Below are 20,785 nucleotides of genomic sequence, written 5' to 3'. Positions count from 1 at the left end.
GTCGTCAATCCTCCGCCCGGCCCATCATGGCTCCAACACGCCGCGCAGGAATCGCGCGCTCCGCTCGTGCACCTCCGGCCGGTTCAGGATCGTATGGACGTCGGCATCGATCACCATCACCTCCGCCTTGGCATCGTCCTTGAGCGCGGCGGCGCAGGAGCCGGTGACGGCGCGGTCCTTGTTCCAGGGATTGGCGGCCGTGAAATACGGATCGCGCGCGGAAATCGCGTTCAGCACCGGCTCGTTCGGACCGATGCCGAGCCGGGGCGCGCTGACGAAGTAGTTGTCCTCGCACGACCACGAATAGATCAGCCGCGCCGCCACGTCCTTGCCGGCGTAGCGGCCGACCGCCACCGCACCCTCGCTGGTGCCCGCCAGCACGATCCGCAGCCGGTCGACCCAGCTCCAGTCGCGCGACGCCTTCAGCGCGTTCTCGAGCTCGGCCAGCCGCAGGGCGTGGACACGCTCATAGGTCGCGACGTCGACCGGCGAGGTGTAGGTCAGCCGGTCGGGAATCGCGAGGCTGTCGGGCGCCACCGACGCCACGCCGAGCTCGTCGGCGAGCCAGGCCTGGAACTCCTTCACGGCCGGCGCCACGCCGCTTGACCCGTGCATCACGATCGCGAGCGGCGCGATCCCGATCACGTCGGGCGCGTCCTCCGCACGGCCCTCCCAGCGCCGTCCGCCGGCGAGCGTCGCCGGCAACACCAGGTTGGCCCCGCTCCACGTCAGCGCCAGATTGGCGGGCGACGGCTCCAGCACCGTGCCTTTGGTCTCGCCGGGCTTGTCGGCCGCGAGGGCGGCGGTCGCGCAGAAAAAGGCGACGGCGATCGGCACGACACGCGCCACGAACATGATCGATCCGTCCTCCTGCGAGGCGAGCCCAGCGAGCCTGGCGCGCACCGTCCGTTTCAATCACGGCATCGGGCTGCGGACAAGCAAGGGGCGACGGACGGAGCATGCAGGGCACCCATGCGGTGATGCGATCAGCGCGCCCGCAGCCGCCGGCGCTGGGCGCGCGGCGATTCCATCGACCGGACGTGATGGCGCGGCGTGGCCGCAGCGCAGAAGACCGCGTTGGGCGCGCCGGCCGGCACGGCGGCGGCCTCGCGCGCTCCTCCGCAGCCGCTGACGGCGCGAAGCCGTGGCACGACCGGCGACGTGTCCCGCAAGACCTCCTGCCGTACGCTCACATCGTTCCGGATCTCCACGGGAGAGAGAGCCAGCAGCGTCGCCCGCAAGCCGCGAAGGATGGCGGCCATTGCGCGCGACGGCTGCGCCCAGCGAAACGGCCGGGCCGAACGCTTGGCGCGGCCGCGCTTGGCTCGCCCGGCTCCACTGCCGCGACGGCCGCGCTGATTGGATGCTGATCCTTCGTCATCGACCTGCAACATCAGCCGGAACGGCTGTTCCGAGGGGCCGGCCGCGATCAACAACTTGCGCATGCGTCTCACCTTGATCTCGTGACGGCCAAGCGAGCGGCCGCGTTGGTCGAGACCATCGCGCAAGCGCGGTGACCGCAAGCTGTTGCCTGATGTCAGCGACATGTCAGCTCCGCGGCGTCGCTCACAGTCGCTCTCCCAGCCGCGCCATCACCAGATCGAGCACGTCGGCGTCATCGAACGCCGCCGCGGTCAGCGCCGCGCCCGCCGCGATCAGCTCGTCATGAGCGAGATTGGTGCGCATGCCGACGGTGGCGATGCCAGCCGCCGTCGCCGCCGCGATGCCGGCGCGGGAATCCTCGAAGGCGACCGACCATTCCGGCACGGCGTCGATCGCGCGCAGGCCTTCCAGATAGGGCAGCGGGTGCGGCTTGCCGTGCGGCAGTTCGTCGCCGATGATCACGGCGCGAAACCGGTCCATCAGCCCGAGCCCGTGCAGGATCAGCTCGGCATTGGCGCGCGGCGCGTTGGTGACGGCCGCCACCGGAATCGCCGCCGCCGCGGCCCGATCGAGCAACGCCATCAGGCCCGGCAGCGGCTGCACCGCGCCGGCGGCGAGGCTGCGAAACACCTCCTCCTTCTGCGCCATGACCGCCGCGCGCCGCTCGGGCGGCTCATCGGGCAGAAATTGGGCGGAGATCGACAAATTGGATCGGCCGAGCAGTTCGCGTGCCGCCCGCGCGCGGTCGAACACATGGCCATACGGCCCGAACACCGCGTTGAAGGCCTGCAGGTGCAGCGCGTCGGTATCGGCGAGCGTGCCGTCGATGTCGAACAGCAAAGCCCGCCGCTTATTGATAACGCCTCGCATCAGCAAATTGACCTCAACTCATCCGGATGTTGACGCGATCTGATCCAACTCTCGACCAGACCGGCTGTCGTTATTCCTCAAACGGCGTGAAACCGCGACGGGGGAAATTGCGATGATCGGCCAGTTGAGCGCATTGCCTGTTTTGACATCGTCGAGGCTCGGAGCGGCCGCCGCGCTGGTCTCGATCATCTGTGTTGCCGCGCCCGGCGCCGCGCAGGCCGGATCCGCCGACATGGTCAACGGCCAATACTGCAACGATCTCTGCAAGGCCTATATGGCCTGGTCCGACCGCATGCTGGCCGTCACCCAGCCCGCGTCCTATTCGCGGCCGCAGGTGCGGGTCGCGGTGCCGCAGAGCATGACGCCGAAGAAGATGGACAAGGCCGAGAAGCCGGACCGGATGGCGCAGCATGGGCCGAAGCCGCATCGGCCGGCGAACCTGAACTCCTTCGCCCAGCTGCCCGCCGGCAGCCACGCCGCGCAATCCGCGATGGAGCCGCCGCCGGGCGACCTCGCCGCGTCCGACGAGCCCGCGCCGGCGACTGGTCGGCCGTTCGCCGCCGACCCGCTGCCCCATTCCGCCATCGCCGACATGCGGCGCGCGACCGACGCTGCCGGCCTGCGGCTGGTATCGATGACCGAGCCCGGCACCGGGCCGGTCACGGTCGGCGAGGCCGGCGGCAGCCCGCGCTCGAAGATGCCCTCGATCTGGATCATGCTCGCCGCAGCCGCGCTGCTGGCCTATTTCGGCCATGGCTGGCTCAAGCGCCGCAACGGCGCGTCGCATCACCTCAACTGAGACGGCTGGTCGGCCGCGCAAAGCCGCGGGAACCATTCCGGACAATTTGACCACCGGCCCTCGTCTGCGACCGGGGCTTTGGTTGAACTCGCAGCGCCGCGGCTCTATGCGTGGGCGATGAACATCGCCCTCACCGCCCCCCCGTTGAGTTCCTGGCCGCGCCACCGCGCCGACCTCAAGCCTGCGCCGTTCCTGCCGATGAGCCGCAAGGAGATGGACGCGCTCGGCTGGGACGTCTGCGACATCGTGCTGGTGACCGGCGACGCCTATGTCGACCACCCCTCCTTCGGCATGGCAATCATCGGCCGGCTGCTCGAGGCCCAGGGGTTTCGCGTCGGCATCATCTCCCAGCCCGACTGGCATTCGGCCGAGCCGTTCAAGGCGCTGGGACGCCCGCGCGTGTTCTTCGGCGTCACCGGCGGCAACATGGACTCCATGGTCAACCGCTACACCGCCGACCGCCGCATCCGCAGCGACGACGCCTACACGCCGAACGGCGAAGGCGGCAGGCGGCCGGACCGCTGCACGCTGGTCTATGCGCAGCGCTGCCGCGAGGCGTTCAAGGACGTGCCGGTCGTGCTCGGCGGCATCGAGGCCTCGCTGCGCCGCATCGCGCATTACGACTACTGGTCCGACAAGGTGCGCCGCTCGGTGCTGGCCGACGCCAAGGCCGACATCCTGATCTACGGCAATGCCGAGCGCGCCGTGATCGAGGTCGCGCACCGCATCGCCAGCGGCGAAGCGCCGAAGGACATCCAGTCGGTGCGCGGCACCGCGCTGTTCCGGAAAGTGCCCGAGACCTACATCGAACTGCACGCCGACGATCTCGACTCCGCCGATGAAGGCGCGGCGCGCGAGAAGGGCTGTGTCGTGGTCCGGCTGCCGTCCTGCGAGCAGGTCGAGGCCGACAAGGAGGCCTATGCGCGCGCCTCGCGCGTGCTGCACCGGGAAAGCAATCCGGGCAATGCACGTCCCCTGGTGCAGCGTCATGGCGACCGCGACCTCTGGCTCAACCCGCCGCCGATCCCGCTGACCATGGCGGAGATGGATAGCGTCTACGATCTGCCCTACGCCCGCGCGCCGCATCCGTCCTATGGCGATGCCAAGATCCCGGCGTGGGACATGATCAAGTTCTCGGTGACGATCATGCGCGGCTGCTTCGGCGGCTGCACCTTCTGCTCGATCACCGAGCATGAGGGCCGCATCATCCAGAGCCGCTCGGAAGGCTCGATCCTGCAGGAGATCGAGCGCATCCGGGACAAGACGCCGGGCTTCACCGGCGTGATCTCCGACATCGGCGGCCCGACCGCCAACATGTACCGGATGGCCTGCAAGGACCCCAAGGTCGAGGCCGCGTGCCGCCGGCCGTCCTGCGTCTTCCCGGAGATCTGCCCGAACCTCAACACCTCGCATGACGATCTCATCCGGCTCTATCGCAAGGTGCGCGAGGTCAAGGGCGTCAAGCGCGTGATGGTCGCCTCGGGCGTGCGCTACGACCTCGCGGTCGAGAGCCCGGCCTATATCAAGGAGCTCGTGACGCATCACGTCGGCGGCTACCTGAAGATCGCGCCGGAGCATACCGAGCGCGGCCCGCTCGACAAGATGATGAAGCCGGGCATCGGCACCTATCACCGCTTCAAGCAGATGTTCGACGCCGCCGCGGCGCAGGCGGGCAAGAAGTACTATTTGATCCCGTATTTCATCGCCGCCCATCCCGGCACCAGCGATGAGGACATGATGAACCTCGCGCTGTGGCTGAAGAAGAACCGCTACCGCGCCGATCAGGTCCAGACCTTCCTGCCGTCGCCGATGGCGACGGCGACCGCGATGTACCACACCGGCGTCAACCCGCTGCGCGGCGTCCGTCATGGCGGCAGCGACAAGGTCGAGGCCATCAAGGGCCTCAAGCAGCGCAGGCTGCACAAGGCGTTCCTGCGCTATCACGACCCGGACAACTGGCCCGTCCTGCGCGACGCGCTGCGCGCCATGGGCCGCGCCGATTTGATCGGCTCCCGCCTGGATCAGCTGGTGCCGGCGCATCAGCCGCCGGGAACAGGCAAGGCTGCCGTCACGCGGCGGCCGGTACGGCCCGAGCCGCGCCCGCAGCGGTTCACGACCAAGGGCGTGAAGATCAGGAAGTAGTTGTCGAGCGCGCGCCAAGCTTGATGGCATGGGCACGCACCCGCCTCGTTCTCCGCTGTCGTCCCGGGCTTGACCCGGGACCCATAGCCACAGGAAGACGTGTTGGGCACATCCTGAAGCACCAGCCTGCCTCACACATCCGCCTGTGGTTATGGGTCCCGGGTCAAGCCCGGGACGACACCGAATTTGTTGCCGCCATCTCGCCAACGCATGCGCACCGGAAGCGCCGGCGTCTGTGACGCATCCACCCCCGTTCCCGCCACCACATCCACTCCACGATTTTTCCGAACAGCCCACCGCACTCCCGCGACGCCATCCGCGCCCAGGTGATGCTGCCGACATCGCCCTCGACAATGAGAGGGCGCGGGGAAGACCGGACCTCGACTGAGGCCCGTGGCCCGCCTGCAGAAAAAAATGCAGGCGGCAGGTACCACGAGTCCAGCCGGACGACCCGGCCTTCCCCGCGCGCTGGTTTTAACGGCTGCTTCGCGATCTCCCTGGGGGACCGGGCTTGTTTGCCCCCATCACCGGCGAGACGCGTCTCCGCTTCATCGACCGGCTTGACCTCAGCGTCGGGAGGCCAGGACCACGCGACTTGACCGTACGTCCCAGGCTCATTCGCCGGCCCGCTTGCGCGAAAGCCCCGAGCCCGACACGTCCACCGCTCCCCGCTGCTACGCTCCGTGACGATCGGCCGAAACGTCCCTCTTCATCGCAAACGGGATGGCCGAGAGCATCCACTTGATTTGCCCGACGACACAAGGCGCGCAGCATGCGACAAACTGGCTCGACGGGCAGTTTGCGCATGAGAGGACTACGGGGATTGCTCGTCGGGCAGAGAACGGCGCTCAACGAGTGGTCATGGCCAGCAATTGCGCAGCGCAATCGTCGGTCCTATATTCGATGCTTGCCTGAGCCGAAGGACTGCGTGATGCCCTCGACCACCTTGACCGTGCACGTCGATGCGAGCGTCAACGAGCGCCTCGAACGGTTAGCCAAAAGTACGGGCCGGAGCCGCGACGTCGTCGCTGCCGATCTGATCAACGGCTCTCTCGATGTGTATGAGTGGCAGGTGGAGAGCATCCAGCAAGCCATCTCGTCGCTCGACCGTGGCGAGGGCATTCCACATCATGAGGTCAGGGACTGGGTTGCGTCTTGGGGAACGGAAACCGAGAAGGCAGTCCCCGGTAGCACGACCAAGGCTGCCTCGAAGGGATCATGACCCCGATCTGGTCCCCTGAGGCGATCGCCGACCTCGTCGCCTTGAGGGCCTACATCGCACAAGACGATCCGGCGGCAGCTCAGCGCGTCGCACTCCATATTCTTCGGAATGTCGAGACGCTGTTGGCCAATCGCCCGAAAATGGGACGGCCAGGCCGCGTTCAGGGCACGCGTGAGCTCGTCATTCCGAAGACGCCCTACATCGTGCCGTACCGGCTGTCCAACGATGCAATCCAAATCCTGCGCGTGCTTCACGGCGCCCGGCGTTGGCCCGAGTCCCTTTGAAGCACATTCTGTCAAGGGTCAGGAGAATGCTTGCGCAAAGCCTCATCATGATGCATTGGCGTCCACTCTTGGTCGCTTAAAAGATCCGGCGCAAGCGTTCGACTTAGTCGACCAGCCGTTCGACACCCATTCGGGCGCGCGCGATGAATTCCTGGTCATCCGCCGTTGCTCCCGTCAGATAGATGTCCGTTTTGGCGGTTCGTATGAAGCTGGAGCCGACGCAGCTGTCCGAGCTTTCGATGAACGACGTCCACGGCCCGGGAGTCGCCTGCTGCAATCGCAGGCGAATTTCGGCGAAAACGCCCCAGCTAGCAGCTCGTATCTCCACCGGCCCAGCGGTAGATGCGGCTGCTCAAGGGGCCCGCTCCCAGGGGGTTGCTGACCTTGATGGTCACGCGCGAGCCTGAGCCGGACTTTTCGATGCGCGCCGCGACGAAGTAGTTCATCCGGACCCCATAGCTGCCTGCGACCAGGCGAAACTCCGCGAAGCCGCGGTCGCGGTGCAGCTCGCCTTCGGCTTCGATCTGTCCCCCGCCCGGGTTGGCCGGATTGCCAAAGACCCGGACGGGCGGATTACAGCTTTTGCCGGTCTCGATCAGGCGGCGGTAGATCTCCTCATAGCTTTCGGAAAAGCTCCTGCTGTCGGCGACGTCGCGCGAATTCAAGCCCTCCGGCGACATCGCACATCCACCGGCCATCAGAACAGCGATCGCCGCCGCAGGCAGAGCTGCCTTGATCCCCATCGTCCATCCCCCTGCGCATCGATCGCATCGCCCCGAGCGATCACCGTGCCACCGGATTCACATACGTCGTTTTGCGGGAGACAGACAATAGCCACGCGGCATCATGAGCGCGGGCTCACCGCGGACGGCTTCGACGTTCGCGACCGACTTGGCGATCACCTCCTCACGACGCTCATTCGTGATTGCGTTTGGCCTGCGCCATCCGTCATAATTGTGAAATAGAAATTTTCGCGCAATTGACGGCAGCCAAGCCGATTGGAAGCCGAACGTTCTTTTGGGGGAGAGAGCGCACATGCACGCGCCAGTGGCCGGCTCGAAACCGGCTCCCGTGGTCGGCACGGCCTACAGGCCGGATATCGACGGACTGAGAGCTGTCGCAGTCATGTCCGTCGTCGTGTTCCACGCCTTTCCCCATGTGCTTCGCGGCGGCTTCATCGGAGTCGACATCTTCTTCGTCATATCCGGGTTCCTGATCACCTCGATCATCGTTGCGGATCTGGCGAACGGATCATTTCGTCTTCGGACCTTCTACGCGCGCCGTGTCAAGCGCATCTTCCCTGCCCTCATCGTAGTTCTCTTGGCCGTCCTCCTGCTCGGGTGCATTCTTCTGTACACCGACGAATACAAGGAGCTCGGCAAGCAGGTCGCGGCGAGCGCCGGATTTGCCGCGAACCTGCTGTTCTGGAAGGAGGCCAACTATTTCGACCTGGCCGCGGAAACGAAGCCGCTGCTTCACCTGTGGTCGCTCGGCATCGAAGAGCAATATTACATCCTCTGGCCGCTGCTGCTGTGGCTGTGCTGGCGGACAAGGAAGCGCGCCTTGCCGTACCTCGTGGGGCTGCTGCTCGTCGGGTCATTTCTGCTGAACATCAGAGCCATGGGCACGAGCCCGACCGAGGCGTTCTACTCCCCGCTCACGCGCGCATGGGAGCTGTTTGCAGGCGGTCTGCTGGCGATCGCATCGTCGCCATACACCAGGCCGCTCCTCGGCGCCGTCCCTGACACGGGACATCGATCGGTCGTTTCCGATCGGCTCGCGGCGTCGGGAATAGCTCTGTTGGCGGCGAGCCTGATCCTGATTTCGAGAAATACGCCATTTCCCGGGTGGGCGGCACTGCTGCCTGTCGCAGCGACCTGCATGCTCGTCGGCGCCGGACCGTCTAGCTGGGTCGCCCGCCGGATTCTTTCGCATCCTGTCCTGGTCGGAATCGGGCTGATCAGCTACCCGCTCTATCTCTGGCACTGGCCCCTGCTCGTCCTGACCCGGGCCTGGATGGGCGAGGCGGGCTCCGCGCCGCTGCGCTGCGGCGTCGTCGCGCTGAGCGCCGGTCTGGCCTGGATCACCTATCGATTTCTCGAACGTCCAATCCGGTTCGGGCAATCGCCCTTGCGCTCGCTCCCACTGCTCGGCGGTGCCCTGGCGACGCTCGCTGGAATCGGCGCCCTGGCCATGACCTACGGCTGGACCTTTCAGCCGGGCGATCTGAACAGCTACGCAGCCTATTTCGATTCGTTCCGCACGGGCGTGTCGCCGGCCCGGGAAGAGCTGGTAGAGATCAACCAGAACCAATGCAACTTCTACAACTTCGAGAGCGCGCTTCCCACGCGCGTCCCGCGGGACGGCATCAGCCCGGACTGCTACACCAGCCACTCCCGCAGAACGGTGCTGCTCTGGGGCGACTCTCATTCGGCCCATCTCTTCTACGGCTTACGGAAGACGCTGCCGGCCGATACGTCCCTGCTGCTGGTCTATGCGTCGGGGTGCCGTCCACACCCGATCGATCTGGCCAAGTTGACGACCGATTACTGCGAGATGTCCAACTCATTTGCGCTGTCGACGATCAAAAAGGTCGTTCCGGGTGTCGTGGTCATCTCATTCAACAATTCCTTCGATACGGATTACCTGCGCGAAGTATCCCGGGACATCAAACGGATCGGCGTGAAACGGGTGATCGTGCTCGGACTGGCGCCGCATTGGGAGCCGTTCCTCTTCAAGGTGGTCATGCAGCATTATTGGCAGTTCACGCCGGCACGTATCGCGACGCACCTGGACCAGCATGCGCTCGGCATCGACAAGGCGTTTCGGAACGAGCTCCGGGCCGACGAACCGTTCGAGTATCAGAGCCTTCATGACTTCTTCTGCAATCGAGAAGGCTGCCTGATCTATCTCGATCGCAACCGGCGCGAGGGTCTCGTGAGCTTCGACAATGCGCACCTGCGCCCCCTCGCGTCCCTCTATCTCGCCGAGCACCTGCTCACCCCGTTGATCCAACGCGACGTCCTGCCGCCGGGCACGCGCAGCGATGCGCAGCCGCATGGCAGGACGGGGGCTCCCGATGACCGGCCGGCCGTGCCGTGAAGACGCGCATTGCCGGGATGGACCACGAGACATCCCAAGTCCCATCGACGTCTGCGTGCCATCACCCGACCGGTCCGCTCAAGCCGCCCGCGGCTTGTTCACCGTCGCGATACGATCGAGAATCTTGCCGAGATCGCGCTTCGCGATCTGGACGTCGTAGTCGGTCTGCAGATTGAGCCAGAGCTCCGGCGTCGTGTCGAGCGCCTTGGCGAGCCGGAGCGCGGTGTCGGCCGTGATGCCGGTCTGCTCGCTGGCAATGCGCTCGATCCGTGTCCGCGGCAGGCCGCACACTTTGGCGAGGGCACCGGCGGACATCTTGAGCGGAATGAGGAATTCCTCGCGCAGAACCTCCCCGGGGTGCATGGGCTTGAGTTTCTTGGTCATCGCAGCGTCCCTTCTCGTGATAGTCCACGACTTCCACCTCCGCGGGGCCTTCTGCCGTCCAGACGAAGCACACCCGGAACTGATCGTTGATGCGGATCGAATGCTGTCCGTGGCGATCTCCAACGAGCGCCTCGAGGCGATTGCCGGGAGGCGATTTCAACTCGCCGAGATCGGCCGCGGCGTTGAGGTAGCGCAGCTTCCGACGAGCCGCCTTGACCAAATCGGACGGAAAGCCTTTCGTGCTTTCGCCATTGAACACGGCTTCGGTGATTTGCCCCGGAAGCTTCTGATCATGGCGGATATGTATCAGTTGATGATACATCGTCAAGCGACCGCTTAGTACCTGCTGCGGCGGAGCGCTCACTGACCGGCGCTCGACCATGCATCGAACGCGCCGATCGGCGTTCGGAAAAAAGCGGCTTGCGCTACCCGATCGCCGCGTGTAGATGGCGCCTGTCGCGAAAAGCGGCCGTTGCCTGCGGCCGAGTACAAGCCGTCCATCTGCCGTTCTGGCATGGACCGGCCCAGCGTCTCCCACACATCAATCGCCTGACCGATCGTCAGGCTCCAGCGAGCGGTCGCGCGTATCTGCGCCATCGGCTCGCGTGGACCGGAGCGCGCCATGACCAGGGCTGTTGCCGTCATCTATCTGACCATCGTGCTCGATGCCGCCGGCATCGGGCTGATCTTTCCGATCCTGCCGTCGCTGCTGCACGACGTGACGCACGCCGACAACGTGGCGTCCCTTCTCGGCGTCATGACGGCGCTCTACGCCGCGATGCAGTTCATCTGCGCGCCGGTGCTGGGCTCGCTGAGCGATCGGCTCGGCCGGCGCCCGCTGCTGCTGGTCTCGCTGACCGGCGCCATCGTCAACTACCTGTTCCTGGCCGCTGCGTCCGATCTCTGGATGCTCCTGCTCGGCCGCGCCATCGCCGGCGTCACCAGCGCAAACGTCTCGGTGGCCACGGCCTACATCACTGACATCTCTGCCGAGGAGGAGCGAGCCCGCCGCTTCGGACTCCTCAATGCGATGTTCGGCATGGGATTCATCATCGGGCCCGTGCTCGGCGGCGCGCTCGGCGACCATTGGCTGCGGCTGCCGTTCGTCGCGGCGGCGGCGTTGAACGGATGCAACGCGCTGCTGGCGTTGCTGATGCTGCCGGAATCGCGACCACCGGACCCTGGCAGGATCGAGATCGCGGTCCTCAACCCGCTGCGGCCATTGCGCTGGGTGCTCGCCGTCAAGAGCCTGCTGCCGGTGGTTCTCCTCTTCTTCCTGTTCAGCGCGACCGGCGAGGCCTATGGCGTCTGCTGGGCGCTGTGGGGTGGCGACACCTTCCACTGGAGCGGTCTTTGGATCGGCCTGTCGCTCGGCGCCTTCGGCGTGTGCCAGATGCTGGCCCAGATGTTCCTTCCCGGTCCGGCGGTGAGATTGCTGACCGAGCGCGGCGCCATCCTGACCGGAGTGACCTGTGTCTGCACGGCTCTCACGGCCATGGCGTTCGCCAGGCAGAGCTGGATGGTGTTTGGCGCCATGCCGCTGTTCGCCCTCGGCGGCATGGGCATGCCGGCCCTGCAGTCGCTCGCCACCCGGCAGGTCGACGAGAATTTACAGGGCCAGTTCCAGGGCGTGCTCGCCGCCACCGTCAGCCTCGCCTCGATCGTTGCGCCGCTCGGCTTCTCGAGCCTGTACTTAGCCGTCAGGGAGCAATGGCCCGGGGCGATCTGGCTGTCGGTCGTCGCCATCTACGCGTTCGCCATTCCCGTCGTTGTCACCCTGCGCCCGGCCAAGCCGGCGTCCGTGCCCTGACGTCTCGGAGCGATCGCCTGCGCCGCCCGTGCCCGGGGACGGCGCTCGCCCGCACGCCTCTCAGTTCGCGGTGATGCTGTGCAGATGCAGGGCCATCATGGAGTCGTAGTGGGAGTTGCCGGCATAGGGGTCGTGGACTGCGGCCTCGTGCATGGGGCCGGCGGCATGGGTGCTGCCACTCTCATTGGCCGCGGTCGCATCGGCCTGCGCGTTCGCCAGAACCTGCGCAGCGCCTGCGGCGTCACCGAGCTTGGTCAGGCTGGCGGCGGTCTCGGCCGCCACCGCCGAGGCGATGGCGGCGGCCTGCGCCGGCGTCTGCACCGGCGCGGCGACGCCTGCGGCCTGCGGGATCTGGGCCAGCAGCGCCTGCGTGTCGGGAGTCTTGATGTTGTAGCCGAGCGTCTCCAGCACCACGAGATCGATCGGCGACAGCGTCTGCGACGTGGTGGGGTTGTAGAACTCGTTCAAGGGATCGCGCGCGCCCTGGATGCCGGTGTTGAGGAAGTCGGCCGGGTCGGACATCTGGCCGTAATCGGCGATCTTGGTCACGCCGCCGTCGAGCGAGAAATAGGCGGGAGGGCCGGCGGCGATGTTGTTGTTGATCAGATGCTGTCCCGGCTTGGTGAAATCGAACAGGTCGAAGATGTCGAGATTGCCCGGCGACGGTACGCGCCCGAGCGCATGCGACAATTCGTGCAGCGCGACGCCGACCAGGGACTGAGTCGGGATGTCGGTGTTGAAGATGGCGAAGCCGTCCTCCGTCGTCGTGCTGTTTGGATCGATCAGCCCGAGCACCTTGGCCTGCGCGTTGGCGACGAACACCTGGGAATGGCCCTGCACCGCCCTGGTCGTCGGCAGATTGTCGAACACGGTGTCCCCGGCCGCCGCGTGATCCTGCAGATCGGCTCGGAGCTGCGTATAGTTGGCGAGCACACCGTTGCTGACATTGGCGCCGGCGCCGCCGCCGGTGCCGGCGAAATCGATCGCGAGGTTCACCGTGGCCTGATCGGTGATCGCCGAGGACAGGATCGCCGCCGCCTGCTCGACGCCGGCGCGGAAGCTTTCGGGCGCAGCCGCGGCGGCGGCGTCGAAGGTGAGGTTGAAGGTCAGACCGCCGGTGTGAACCGCGACGGTCTCGGAGCCGTCGGCATGCACCACCGGATCCGACACCGCGCCGGGCGGCAGCACGAACGGCGAGGCGGCCGCGGCCGTGTTGGTGGTCGTGGTCTTCGCCGCCGCGGCCGGGTCCGGCATCATCAGGCCCTCCGAGCTCAGCCCGAGCTGGTCATAGGTCAGCGTGTTCATCAGACGGACTCCTCGATCACGGCCCCCGCGTCTCCAGCTGCGAGGCGTTCGCAAGCCGCGACCATCATCGGCAAGTGAGTGAAAAGTCTGACGCGGCCGGACCCTCTTCGCGGCAGCCGCGCCATGGTTTGGATGCGGCCGGGAAGCCCCGCCATGCTCCTGCCGCGCTGGTCACGCGCGGCGAATGACGGCAATCTGCGGCAGGCGTCCGCCACAGATCGATCCAACATCATCATCGAGAGCCTCCCCATGAAGATGCGCCCGCTCGGCCGGTCCGGCCTCGACGTTCCGCCCCTCTGCTTCGGCTGCAACGTGTTCGGCTGGACGGTGGACGAGGCGGCCTCGTTCCGCCTGCTCGACAAGGTGCTGGAGTCCGGGCTCAACTTCCTCGACACGGCGGACGTCTATTCGCGCTGGGTGCCCGGCCACACCGGCGGCGAGTCCGAGACCATCATCGGCAAATGGATGAAGCTGCGCGGCAATCGCGATCGCGTCATCCTCGCCACCAAGGTCGGCATGGACATGGGCGACGGCAAGGTCGGGCTCAAGGCCGACTACATCGCGCGCGCGGTGGAGGACTCGCTGCGCCGGCTACAGACCGACGTGATCGATCTCTATCAGTCGCACAAGGACGACGAGGCGACGCCGCAGGAGGAGACGCTGGCGGCGTATGACAGACTGATCAAGGCCGGCAAGGTGCGCGTCATCGGTGCCTCGAACTTCTCGGCGGAGCGGCTGCAGGCCGCGCTGGATATTTCCGAGGCGAACAACCTGCCGCGCTACGAGAGCCTGCAGCCGGAATACAGCCTCGCCGAGCGCGCATCCTACGAAGGCGCGCTGCAGCGCGTCTGCGAGGACAACGGCGTCGGCGTCATCACCTTCTTCTCGCTGGCCGCCGGCTTCCTCACCGGCAAGTACCGCTCGGAGGCCGATTTCGGCAAGAGCCCGCGCGGCCAGCGCAGCATACCGAAATACTTGAACGAGCGCGGCATGCGCATCCTCGCCGCGCTGGATTCGGTCGCGAGGGAGACCGGAGCGCAGCAGGCCTCGATCGCGCTGGCGTGGCTGCTGGCCAAGCCGTCGGTGACGGCGCCGATCGCCAGCGCCACCAGGCCCGAGCAGGTCGACACCCTCGTGGCGGCGACGCAGCTCGCGCTGACCGCGGACCAGGTCGCGCGGCTCGACGCGGCGAGCGCGTGAGCGCACACGACCATCATTCAACCAGGCGTGCGGCGTTTCGACACGCACGCAGGACGGTCGTTCTCCACCGAACACGGCCTGTGATCGAGGACAGGGCACTGCCAACAGCTGTCCTCGCACGCGATCACGCTCCTGCACCGCATTTTCAGCACAGCCGTGCAGCGGGCCGGGCGACTTTGCAGCATTTCGCGGATCGTCACCTCGCGGCCAAACTTCGGCCGGGATCGAACTGCTAAGTCCACCTCTAATTTAGAATGTATCGAGGAAGCGTTCGGTGAATCGTGTCGCGCGCGTAGCTGTTGGCGCATTCGTATTTGCATCGGTTCTGTCATCCCTCGTGGCGCCGACCGGCAGCGCCCGGGCGCAGCAATCACCGCAGCGCGCGCCGGCCGGCGCCCCGGTGGGCACGCTGCCGGACCGCGAGGCGCTGAACTCCGGCACCGTCACCGTGATCACCGCGCCGATCGGCGGGCCGATGTCGGTGATGGGCTCCGACATGGCGGCGGTGCTGGATGATGGCGAAAGCCTGCGCGTGCTGCCGATCCTCGGCAAGGGCTCGGCGCAGAACCTCATCGACATCGTCATGCTGAAGAACATCGACATGGGCTTCGTCGCCACCGACGCGCTGGAATTCGTCAAGACGGAATACAACATTCCAGACATTGCCCAGCGCGTGCGCTACATCGCGAAGCTGTTCCACAACGACGTTCACATCATCGCGCGGCGCGAGATCCGCTCGCTCGCGGATCTCAACGGCAAGCGCGTATTCGCCGAGCGCTCGATCGGCCTCCCGGCGGCGCGCACGATCTTCCGGCGGCTCGGCATCCAGGCCGACATCGATTCGCAGACCGACCCGACCGGCGGCCTGCAGAAGCTGATCGACGGCCAGGGCGATGCCTGGATCGCCTCGGTGTCGAAGGACGCGCCGATCATCAAGGGCATCAAGAACGAGGGCGGCCGGCTGCATCTGCTGCCGGTCCCGTATGACCGCGTGCTGCAGGACATCTATCTGCCGACGACGTTCTCGTCGGAGGAATATCCCAACCTGGTGCCGCCGGGCACGAAGGTCGACGCGGTCGCGGCCTCCACCGTGCTGATGGTCTACAACTGGCCGGAGAACAGCGAACGCTATCGCCGCACCGCGCGGTTCGTCGACGCGCTGTTCGGCAAGATCCAGGTGCTGCAGTCGCCGCCACGGCATCCGAAATGGCGTGACACCGTGCTGTCGGCGCCGGTGCAGGGCATGATCCGCTTCAAGGCGGCGCAGGAATGGCTCGACGGCGCCCGCGCGATGCAGTCGCCGGGCCAGGATGCCAACCCGGCCGAATTCCGCAAGTTTCTCGACGACCGCAAGGCGCAGGCGCGGATGTCGCCGGACGAGGCCGCGAAGCTCTACAGCGACTTCCTGAAGTGGCAGCGGAGCAGGGAGCCGCGCTGAGCGTCGAACCGCCGGAAGCGACGTCCCGGCGTCACGAGCGCGGCAGCAATCCCGCCTGCTCGGCCGTGCGCCGGACGGCCGGCAGCGCCGCATCCGCAGCGCCGCCGTGCTGAGGGGCGGCGCGCGCGAAGCTGAGCTCGACCGTGGTACCGCCGCCCGGCGTCTCGCGCAGCGCGACGCCGCCCTGATGCGTCGCCATGACCTGCGACACGATCGAGAGCCCGAGCCCCATGCCTTCGCCGCGGGCGTGGCCGCGCTCGAACGGCTGCAGCAGGCGTTCGGGCTGATCGGATTGCAGGCCGGGCCCCGAATCGATCACGCGCAGGCGGGCAGCGGAGTCGACCTCGACCAGGATGGGACCGCCCGCGCCAGCATGCGCGACCGCATTCCTGATCAGGTTCGAGAGCGCGACCGCGATCGCGGGCTCCGAGCCGCGGATCCGGACCGGCGCATCGCAGCCGGCGAAGCCGATCTCGAGCCCGGCCTGCAGCGCCATCGGCACGTGCTCGGCGGTGACGCGCCGCGCCAGCGCGACCAGGTCGATCTCGCCCGGCTCGTCCGGCTCCATCGAGATCCGCGCCAGTTGCAGCAGCATGGTGACGATCGACGACAGCTTCTGGTTCTCGCCGACGAGCTTCGCGCGCAGGCCGGCATCCGGCACCGCCTCCAGCATGGTGCGGGCGTTGGTCAGCGGCGTCCGCAGCTCATGGGCCGCGTTGGACAGGAAGTTGCGCTGCGCCTCGGCGGCGTGGTCGATGCGCGTCAGGGCACGATTGAAGGCGGTGACCAGCGGCAGCAGTTCGGCCGGCGCGTCGCGCTCGGGCAGCCTTCGGCCGTCGGGCACGCCGTCGATCATCTCGGCCGCGCGCGCGACCGCGCGCACCGGACGCGCGATCAGCGTCGGCACGAACAGCAGCGCCGCCAGCACCGTCGCGACCAGGACCAGGATGATCGGGAGCGCGACGATCGTCGCATCGGTCAAGGTGCCCGTCATCAGTTGCGTCGACGTGTAGGCGACGCCGCCGGTCTCGATCCAGACCTCGCCGACCGGCGTATTCCGGACCGCCGTCATCCGTTTCAGGCGCCTCGTCTCGCCGTCGATCGCATAGGCAAGAAAGCTGGTGCCGTCCCGCGAGGACGGCCCCTTGTGCGGCCGCCATTTCGGAATCGGCCCGTAGCTCACCTCGCCGCTCTTGTCGGAGACGACATACCAGAACGTCGGAAAGTCCTGCATGATCGTGTCGAGGCGGGGCGTCTGCTTGACGATCAGCTGGCCGCCGGCATCGCGGGCCACGGCCTCCTTCAGCGCGTCGGCGACGTCGGCCGCACCCCACGTGCCGTCATCGTCGCCGCCGAAGCGGATCAGCAAGGCGGCGGCGCAGATCAGCATGATGGTGGTGACGACCGCAATCAGCGTCGCGGAGAGCAGCGTGATCGAGCGCCGGATGCGGCTCAGCTTCTGCCACCTCATCTGCGTCACTCGCCGCTGAGGAGATAGCCAAGGCCGCGCACCGGCCTGATCGTGGCCTTGCAATTGGCTTCGCGCAGGCGGCGCCGCAGCCGCGACACATGGGCTTCGATCGCGTTCGACTGGATCTCGTCCTCGAAGCCGTAGGCTGCGGTCTCCAACGTCTCGCGCAGCACGACCCGCCCGCTGCGGCGAACCAGCGCCTCGAGGATCGCAAGTTCGCGCCTGGGCACCACGATCGGCGCCTCGTCGACGCAGACCGCACGGTTGACGATGTCGAATCCCAGATTGGCGATCGAGACCATCGCGCCGCGGTCGAGAAATAGACGGCGCAGCACCGCCCGCGCCCGTGCCACCAGTTCAATAGGCTCAAATGGCTTGGCGACATAGTCGTCCGCGCCCTCGTCGAGCGCACGTGCGATGTCGGCGGGATCGTCGAGCGCCGTCAGCACCACGGTCGCGGGGCTCGGCTTCTGCTGCCGCAGATCCGGCAATAGCGCCAGCCCGTCGCCGTCCGGAAGACCGCGGTCGATCACCACGAGCTCGAAATTCCGCACCGCGATCGCCGCCCGCGCCTCGTCGAGCGTCGTGACGATGTCCGACGAGCCGAACGCCGTCGCGAGTGCATCCCGCAGCCAGAGCCCGAGCTGGGGATCATCCTCAACGACCAGAACGCGCACGCCATCCTCCCGCATCACCGACAATCGGCTGTTCCTATCATTACGGACGGATTACAATAGGATTACGTGGCGGCGTTCTGGTACCGTTGTTTTTCGTGGCTCAATCGAAGTTGACTGGTTCTGACAAGGCCGATTGCACGCCTGTCGCGACATCTCCGATTGCAAGCTGAACGGTTTCTCGGCCGGCGCGATTGCAGTCGCATGACGGGCCAGGCCGCGGACATCCGATTTTCCATCAGCCGGCAGGCCGGTAACGTCAGCCTTTCGTAATCGTCTTGGCCGAGACTGGCGCGCTCAAACACGCGCCGAGGATTCGCCCGCATGAAGCCTGCCGCATGATCGACCGGACATACCGGGCGATCCGCCATTCCTAATCGGCCGGGGGCGTCGATCGCGCGTCACATCCGTTGCCTCATCATTGATCGACATCGACATGTTCTATGACTTTGCGTTCTCGACCGTCGCCGAACGGTCGGACTGTCATCCGGCGGCCTGGCGTCGTCCATTCCTGCGCTGGCTGGACGGCATCGAGGCCGGCTGGGCCGTGCCGCTGCTGCTGGCGTGCTTCGTGGCCGTGTGGACGGCCTATCTCTCGATCGCCTATGCCGGCGCCGGCCTGCATCCCGATGTCATCGAGACCTGGACATTCGGACGGCAGTTCGCCTGGGGCTACGACAAGCATCCGCCGCTGATGGGCTGGATCGCCGGCGCCTGGACCGCCGTCTTCCCTCTTTCCGACTGGTCGTTCCACCTGATGGCGATGACCAATGCGGCGCTGGCGCTGTGGTTCGTCGATCTCGTCTCGCGCCGCTTCGTCGGCGGCGACAAGCGGGTGATCGTGCTGCTGCTGCTGATGCTGACGCCGGCCTATCAGTTTCACGCGCAGCGCTTCAACGCCAACTCGGTGCAACTGGCGACGTGGCCGCTCGCCACCTACTGCTTCCTGCGTGCGTTCGAAACGCGGACGATGCCCTGGGCTGCCGCCGCGGGCCTGACGACCGCACTCGCCGTGCTCGGCAAGTACTACTCGATCTTCCTGGTGATGAGTTTTTTCTTCGCCGCCATGGCGCATCCGCAGCGGCGCGCCTACTTCACCTCGGCATCGCCGTTGATCTCCACGGTCGTCGGCCTCGCCGCGCTGTCGATGCATCTCGACTGGCTGGCCGGGCATGGCGCCGCGCCCATCCAGCATGCGCTGATGCACACGCGCTCCACTCTGGCGACATCGTCGCGCGATGCGCTGTTCTTCATCTTGGGGCTCGCGGCCGCGATGGCCGTGCCCGCCATGACCTGGCTGATCGTCGCCGGCGCCAGGATCAGGTCCTTCACCACGGAGATGACGACGCTGAACGACGGCCTCCGGCTGTTGTCGTACATCGCCATCGGCACCGTCGCCCTGCCCGTCATCAACGCGCTGCTCATGGGCACCGACCTGCCGTCGCTATGGGCGCTGCAGGGACTGTTCCTGTTCGTCGTGGTGATCGTCGGCGGCGCTAGCTATCCGATCGCCCGCTTCCACACCGTCAACATCGCGGTGCTGACGGCCGGAATCGCCGTCCTGGCCGCGATCGTGGCGGCGCCGCTGCACGCCTTCTACCGCAACCGGCACGGCTATGAGGAAGGCCGCACCTTCTACCAGCAGTCCGCGCAGGAAGCGACGCGGCTATGGCGGGAGCTGACGGGGACACCGCTCGCGCATGTCGGCGGCACCGAGAGCCTTGCGCTCGCGACCGCCTTCTACAGCGCCGATCATCCCGCTTACGGTCTGCCCATCTCAACCCACAGGGCCGGCGTGGACTCTGGCAGCGAAGGCTGGATTTCGCTGTGCTTCCGCGACCAGGCGGATTGTATCAGCGCGGCGGAAGCGGCGGCCGCCCGATCCGGCAACTACGTCAGGCGTGAGTTCACGGTGCAGGCGCGGCTGCTCGGCTGGACAGGGTGCACACGGACGGTGGTGGCCTTCCTGGTGACACGGCCGAGCGACCCATAGGGCTGAGGCAACGCGGGACGCGGCAACATCGTCGGCGGTTCCGAGCATACAGACAAAGAGCAAGGCCCCGCATCCGCGGGGCCTTGCATCGTCGCATGCTCGGGCGGCCGTCTCAGTCGTTGTCCCAGGAGCCGTCGGAATAGCCGTCCCGATAGCCGGACAGATAGCCGTCGCCATAGTTGCCGTCGTCCGCATCATACTCATAGACGCGGTGACGACGATAGACGACCCGCGGCGGTGGATAGTCCTCGTAGCTGTCGACATAGGTGGGCGCGGAACGGGCGGTTGCCGCAGACCCGATCAGGGCTCCGATCGCCAGACCGCCGACGACGCCGGCGGCCACCGCCGCTCCGCGATTCCCGCCGGCGTGGGCCGGCGTGGCGATCGTACCAGCGATGGTCGAGGCTACGACCATGAGCGCGCAAATTCGTTTCATTGGGTTCTCCTTGCGATCGGCTCAGCCGTCGTTGCGGGAGACTGGCAGCGGCGACTTACAGCATCATTACGGACGGACAGCGCGCGTGTGAGCGCGAACCCCACGCGAGGTCCATCATGGCAGGCCGTTCGGACGTGTGGGGCTGGGACACAAACCGAACGGCCCACTCACTGGATTCCGACGACGTTCGAAGCCATGCGGCACCAGCTCATGATGGAAGGCGCCGCAGGTGGGACGGAGCCGACCTGATCAGATCGGGCTTCAGGGCTGCG

The 20,785-nt window shown here is 66.7% G+C and carries 19 protein-coding genes and 1 pseudogene; 9 read left to right on the top strand and 11 right to left on the bottom strand.

Translation table 11 applies throughout. From position 1 onward, the window contains the following. Positions 1 to 24 precede the first annotated feature (24 nt). The 3 genes from ACQR10_RS15405 to ACQR10_RS15395 all read right to left on the bottom strand — a co-directional run bounded on the left by ACQR10_RS15405 (position 25) and on the right by ACQR10_RS15395 (position 2,259). Positions 25 to 855 carry a hypothetical protein gene (locus ACQR10_RS15405; RefSeq protein ID WP_316182876.1) on the bottom strand — a complete coding sequence of 277 codons (831 nt, stop codon included), beginning with the start codon at positions 853 to 855 and terminating at the stop codon, positions 25 to 27. A 131-nt stretch (positions 856 to 986) separates the two neighbouring features. After that, complete coding sequence (locus ACQR10_RS15400; RefSeq protein WP_316216709.1) at positions 987 to 1,445, bottom strand: hypothetical protein; 459 nt, start codon at positions 1,443 to 1,445, stop codon at positions 987 to 989. A gap of 121 nt (positions 1,446 to 1,566) precedes the next feature. Further along, complete coding sequence (locus ACQR10_RS15395; protein WP_315805264.1) at positions 1,567 to 2,259, bottom strand: HAD family hydrolase; 693 nt, start codon at positions 2,257 to 2,259, stop codon at positions 1,567 to 1,569. A 106-nt stretch (positions 2,260 to 2,365) separates the two neighbouring features. Between ACQR10_RS15395 and ACQR10_RS15390 the strand changes: the two genes are divergently transcribed. From ACQR10_RS15390 to ACQR10_RS15375, 4 genes are all read left to right on the top strand, one after another. Continuing rightward, positions 2,366 to 3,052, top strand: coding sequence for a hypothetical protein (locus tag ACQR10_RS15390; RefSeq protein ID WP_315805265.1), 687 nt, complete (start codon positions 2,366 to 2,368; stop codon positions 3,050 to 3,052). A 117-nt stretch (positions 3,053 to 3,169) separates the two neighbouring features. Continuing rightward, complete coding sequence (locus ACQR10_RS15385; RefSeq protein WP_316216710.1) at positions 3,170 to 5,194, top strand: YgiQ family radical SAM protein; 2,025 nt, start codon at positions 3,170 to 3,172, stop codon at positions 5,192 to 5,194. Positions 5,195 to 6,125: 931 nt separating this feature from the next. Then, positions 6,126 to 6,416, top strand: coding sequence for a CopG family ribbon-helix-helix protein (locus ACQR10_RS15380; RefSeq protein ID WP_316216711.1), 291 nt, complete (start codon positions 6,126 to 6,128; stop codon positions 6,414 to 6,416). Continuing rightward, positions 6,413 to 6,700, top strand: coding sequence for a type II toxin-antitoxin system RelE/ParE family toxin (locus ACQR10_RS15375; protein ID WP_316216712.1), 288 nt, complete (start codon positions 6,413 to 6,415; stop codon positions 6,698 to 6,700). The genes ACQR10_RS15380 and ACQR10_RS15375 overlap by 4 nt, the downstream gene beginning before the upstream one ends. A gap of 308 nt (positions 6,701 to 7,008) precedes the next feature. Here the strand turns inward: ACQR10_RS15375 and ACQR10_RS15370 are convergent, their stop codons facing one another. Next, positions 7,009 to 7,443 carry a hypothetical protein gene (locus tag ACQR10_RS15370; protein ID WP_316216713.1) on the bottom strand — a complete coding sequence of 145 codons (435 nt, stop codon included), beginning with the start codon at positions 7,441 to 7,443 and terminating at the stop codon, positions 7,009 to 7,011. Positions 7,444 to 7,735: 292 nt separating this feature from the next. Between ACQR10_RS15370 and ACQR10_RS15365 the strand changes: the two genes are divergently transcribed. Further along, positions 7,736 to 9,802 carry an acyltransferase family protein gene (locus ACQR10_RS15365; RefSeq protein ID WP_316216714.1) on the top strand — a complete coding sequence of 689 codons (2,067 nt, stop codon included), beginning with the start codon at positions 7,736 to 7,738 and terminating at the stop codon, positions 9,800 to 9,802. Positions 9,803 to 9,880: 78 nt separating this feature from the next. Here the strand turns inward: ACQR10_RS15365 and ACQR10_RS15360 are convergent, their stop codons facing one another. From ACQR10_RS15360 to ACQR10_RS15350, 3 genes and pseudogenes are all read right to left on the bottom strand, one after another. Beyond that, positions 9,881 to 10,186: a HigA family addiction module antitoxin gene (locus ACQR10_RS15360; protein ID WP_316216715.1), complete on the bottom strand. Its 306-nt coding sequence runs from the start codon at positions 10,184 to 10,186 to the stop codon at positions 9,881 to 9,883. A 16-nt stretch (positions 10,187 to 10,202) separates the two neighbouring features. Beyond that, positions 10,203 to 10,480, bottom strand: a pseudogene (locus ACQR10_RS15355) (type II toxin-antitoxin system RelE/ParE family toxin); the annotation flags it as partial. A gap of 66 nt (positions 10,481 to 10,546) precedes the next feature. Beyond that, positions 10,547 to 10,831 (bottom strand): hypothetical protein, encoded by a 285-nt coding sequence (locus tag ACQR10_RS15350; RefSeq protein WP_315800454.1) that lies wholly within the window; start codon positions 10,829 to 10,831, stop codon positions 10,547 to 10,549. Here ACQR10_RS15350 and ACQR10_RS15345 point away from each other — a divergent pair. Continuing rightward, positions 10,809 to 11,996, top strand: coding sequence for a TCR/Tet family MFS transporter (locus ACQR10_RS15345; RefSeq protein WP_316216716.1), 1,188 nt, complete (start codon positions 10,809 to 10,811; stop codon positions 11,994 to 11,996). The genes ACQR10_RS15350 and ACQR10_RS15345 overlap by 23 nt on opposite strands. Before the next feature lie 60 nt (positions 11,997 to 12,056). Here the strand turns inward: ACQR10_RS15345 and ACQR10_RS15340 are convergent, their stop codons facing one another. Beyond that, on the bottom strand, positions 12,057 to 13,301 hold the full coding sequence (locus ACQR10_RS15340) for an NF038122 family metalloprotease (protein ID WP_316216717.1): 1,245 nt from the start codon (positions 13,299 to 13,301) through the stop codon (positions 12,057 to 12,059). A gap of 249 nt (positions 13,302 to 13,550) precedes the next feature. Here ACQR10_RS15340 and ACQR10_RS15335 point away from each other — a divergent pair, with 249 nt between their 5' ends. After that, entirely contained in the window at positions 13,551 to 14,501 is a 951-nt protein-coding gene (locus ACQR10_RS15335) for an aldo/keto reductase (RefSeq protein WP_316216874.1), read from the top strand. Between the two features lie 274 nt (positions 14,502 to 14,775). After that, positions 14,776 to 15,939, top strand: a complete 1,164-nt coding sequence (locus ACQR10_RS15330; RefSeq protein ID WP_316216718.1) for a TAXI family TRAP transporter solute-binding subunit — start codon at positions 14,776 to 14,778, stop codon at positions 15,937 to 15,939. A 31-nt stretch (positions 15,940 to 15,970) separates the two neighbouring features. Here ACQR10_RS15330 and ACQR10_RS15325 read toward each other — a convergent pair whose 3' ends face one another. Continuing rightward, positions 15,971 to 17,410, bottom strand: a complete 1,440-nt coding sequence (locus ACQR10_RS15325; protein ID WP_316216719.1) for a sensor histidine kinase — start codon at positions 17,408 to 17,410, stop codon at positions 15,971 to 15,973. Positions 17,411 to 17,415: 5 nt separating this feature from the next. Beyond that, positions 17,416 to 18,087: a response regulator transcription factor gene (locus tag ACQR10_RS15320; RefSeq protein WP_315800459.1), complete on the bottom strand. Its 672-nt coding sequence runs from the start codon at positions 18,085 to 18,087 to the stop codon at positions 17,416 to 17,418. Between the two features lie 433 nt (positions 18,088 to 18,520). On the opposite strand from ACQR10_RS15320, the gene ACQR10_RS15315 reads away from it, so the two are divergent. Continuing rightward, positions 18,521 to 20,077 carry a glycosyltransferase family 39 protein gene (locus ACQR10_RS15315; RefSeq protein ID WP_316216720.1) on the top strand — a complete coding sequence of 519 codons (1,557 nt, stop codon included), beginning with the start codon at positions 18,521 to 18,523 and terminating at the stop codon, positions 20,075 to 20,077. A 112-nt stretch (positions 20,078 to 20,189) separates the two neighbouring features. Here the strand turns inward: ACQR10_RS15315 and ACQR10_RS15310 are convergent, their stop codons facing one another. Further along, positions 20,190 to 20,513, bottom strand: a complete 324-nt coding sequence (locus ACQR10_RS15310; RefSeq protein WP_316216721.1) for a hypothetical protein — start codon at positions 20,511 to 20,513, stop codon at positions 20,190 to 20,192. Positions 20,514 to 20,785: the final 272 nt, after the last annotated feature.

This window comes from Bradyrhizobium sp. HKCCYLRH2060 (genome assembly GCF_051168135.1).
In the GTDB taxonomy this organism is placed as follows: Bacteria; Pseudomonadota; Alphaproteobacteria; order Rhizobiales; family Xanthobacteraceae; genus Bradyrhizobium.
The sequence above is the reverse complement of the archived record's forward strand: the minus strand, read 5'-3'. Positions and strand labels throughout refer to the sequence as shown.

What these genes read in the sequence shown, in the direction of transcription:
- ACQR10_RS15325 (WP_316216719.1), bottom strand. Translation starts at nt 17,410, where the DNA reads ATGAGGTGGCAGAAGCTGAGCCGCATCCGGCGCTCGATCACGCTGCTC.
- ACQR10_RS15400 (WP_316216709.1), bottom strand. Translation starts at nt 1,445, where the DNA reads ATGCGCAAGTTGTTGATCGCGGCCGGCCCCTCGGAACAGCCGTTCCGG.
- ACQR10_RS15340 (WP_316216717.1), bottom strand. Translation starts at nt 13,301, where the DNA reads ATGAACACGCTGACCTATGACCAGCTCGGGCTGAGCTCGGAGGGCCTG.
- ACQR10_RS15335 (WP_316216874.1), top strand. Translation starts at nt 13,551, where the DNA reads ATGAAGATGCGCCCGCTCGGCCGGTCCGGCCTCGACGTTCCGCCCCTC.
- ACQR10_RS15370 (WP_316216713.1), bottom strand. Translation starts at nt 7,443, where the DNA reads ATGGGGATCAAGGCAGCTCTGCCTGCGGCGGCGATCGCTGTTCTGATG.
- ACQR10_RS15375 (WP_316216712.1), top strand. Translation starts at nt 6,413, where the DNA reads ATGACCCCGATCTGGTCCCCTGAGGCGATCGCCGACCTCGTCGCCTTG.
- ACQR10_RS15310 (WP_316216721.1), bottom strand. Translation starts at nt 20,513, where the DNA reads ATGAAACGAATTTGCGCGCTCATGGTCGTAGCCTCGACCATCGCTGGT.
- ACQR10_RS15380 (WP_316216711.1), top strand. Translation starts at nt 6,126, where the DNA reads ATGCCCTCGACCACCTTGACCGTGCACGTCGATGCGAGCGTCAACGAG.
- ACQR10_RS15360 (WP_316216715.1), bottom strand. Translation starts at nt 10,186, where the DNA reads ATGACCAAGAAACTCAAGCCCATGCACCCCGGGGAGGTTCTGCGCGAG.
- ACQR10_RS15405 (WP_316182876.1), bottom strand. Translation starts at nt 855, where the DNA reads ATGTTCGTGGCGCGTGTCGTGCCGATCGCCGTCGCCTTTTTCTGCGCG.
- ACQR10_RS15350 (WP_315800454.1), bottom strand. Translation starts at nt 10,831, where the DNA reads ATGACGGCAACAGCCCTGGTCATGGCGCGCTCCGGTCCACGCGAGCCG.
- ACQR10_RS15385 (WP_316216710.1), top strand. Translation starts at nt 3,170, where the DNA reads ATGAACATCGCCCTCACCGCCCCCCCGTTGAGTTCCTGGCCGCGCCAC.
- ACQR10_RS15315 (WP_316216720.1), top strand. Translation starts at nt 18,521, where the DNA reads ATGTTCTATGACTTTGCGTTCTCGACCGTCGCCGAACGGTCGGACTGT.
- ACQR10_RS15365 (WP_316216714.1), top strand. Translation starts at nt 7,736, where the DNA reads ATGCACGCGCCAGTGGCCGGCTCGAAACCGGCTCCCGTGGTCGGCACG.
- ACQR10_RS15390 (WP_315805265.1), top strand. Translation starts at nt 2,366, where the DNA reads ATGATCGGCCAGTTGAGCGCATTGCCTGTTTTGACATCGTCGAGGCTC.
- ACQR10_RS15345 (WP_316216716.1), top strand. Translation starts at nt 10,809, where the DNA reads ATGACCAGGGCTGTTGCCGTCATCTATCTGACCATCGTGCTCGATGCC.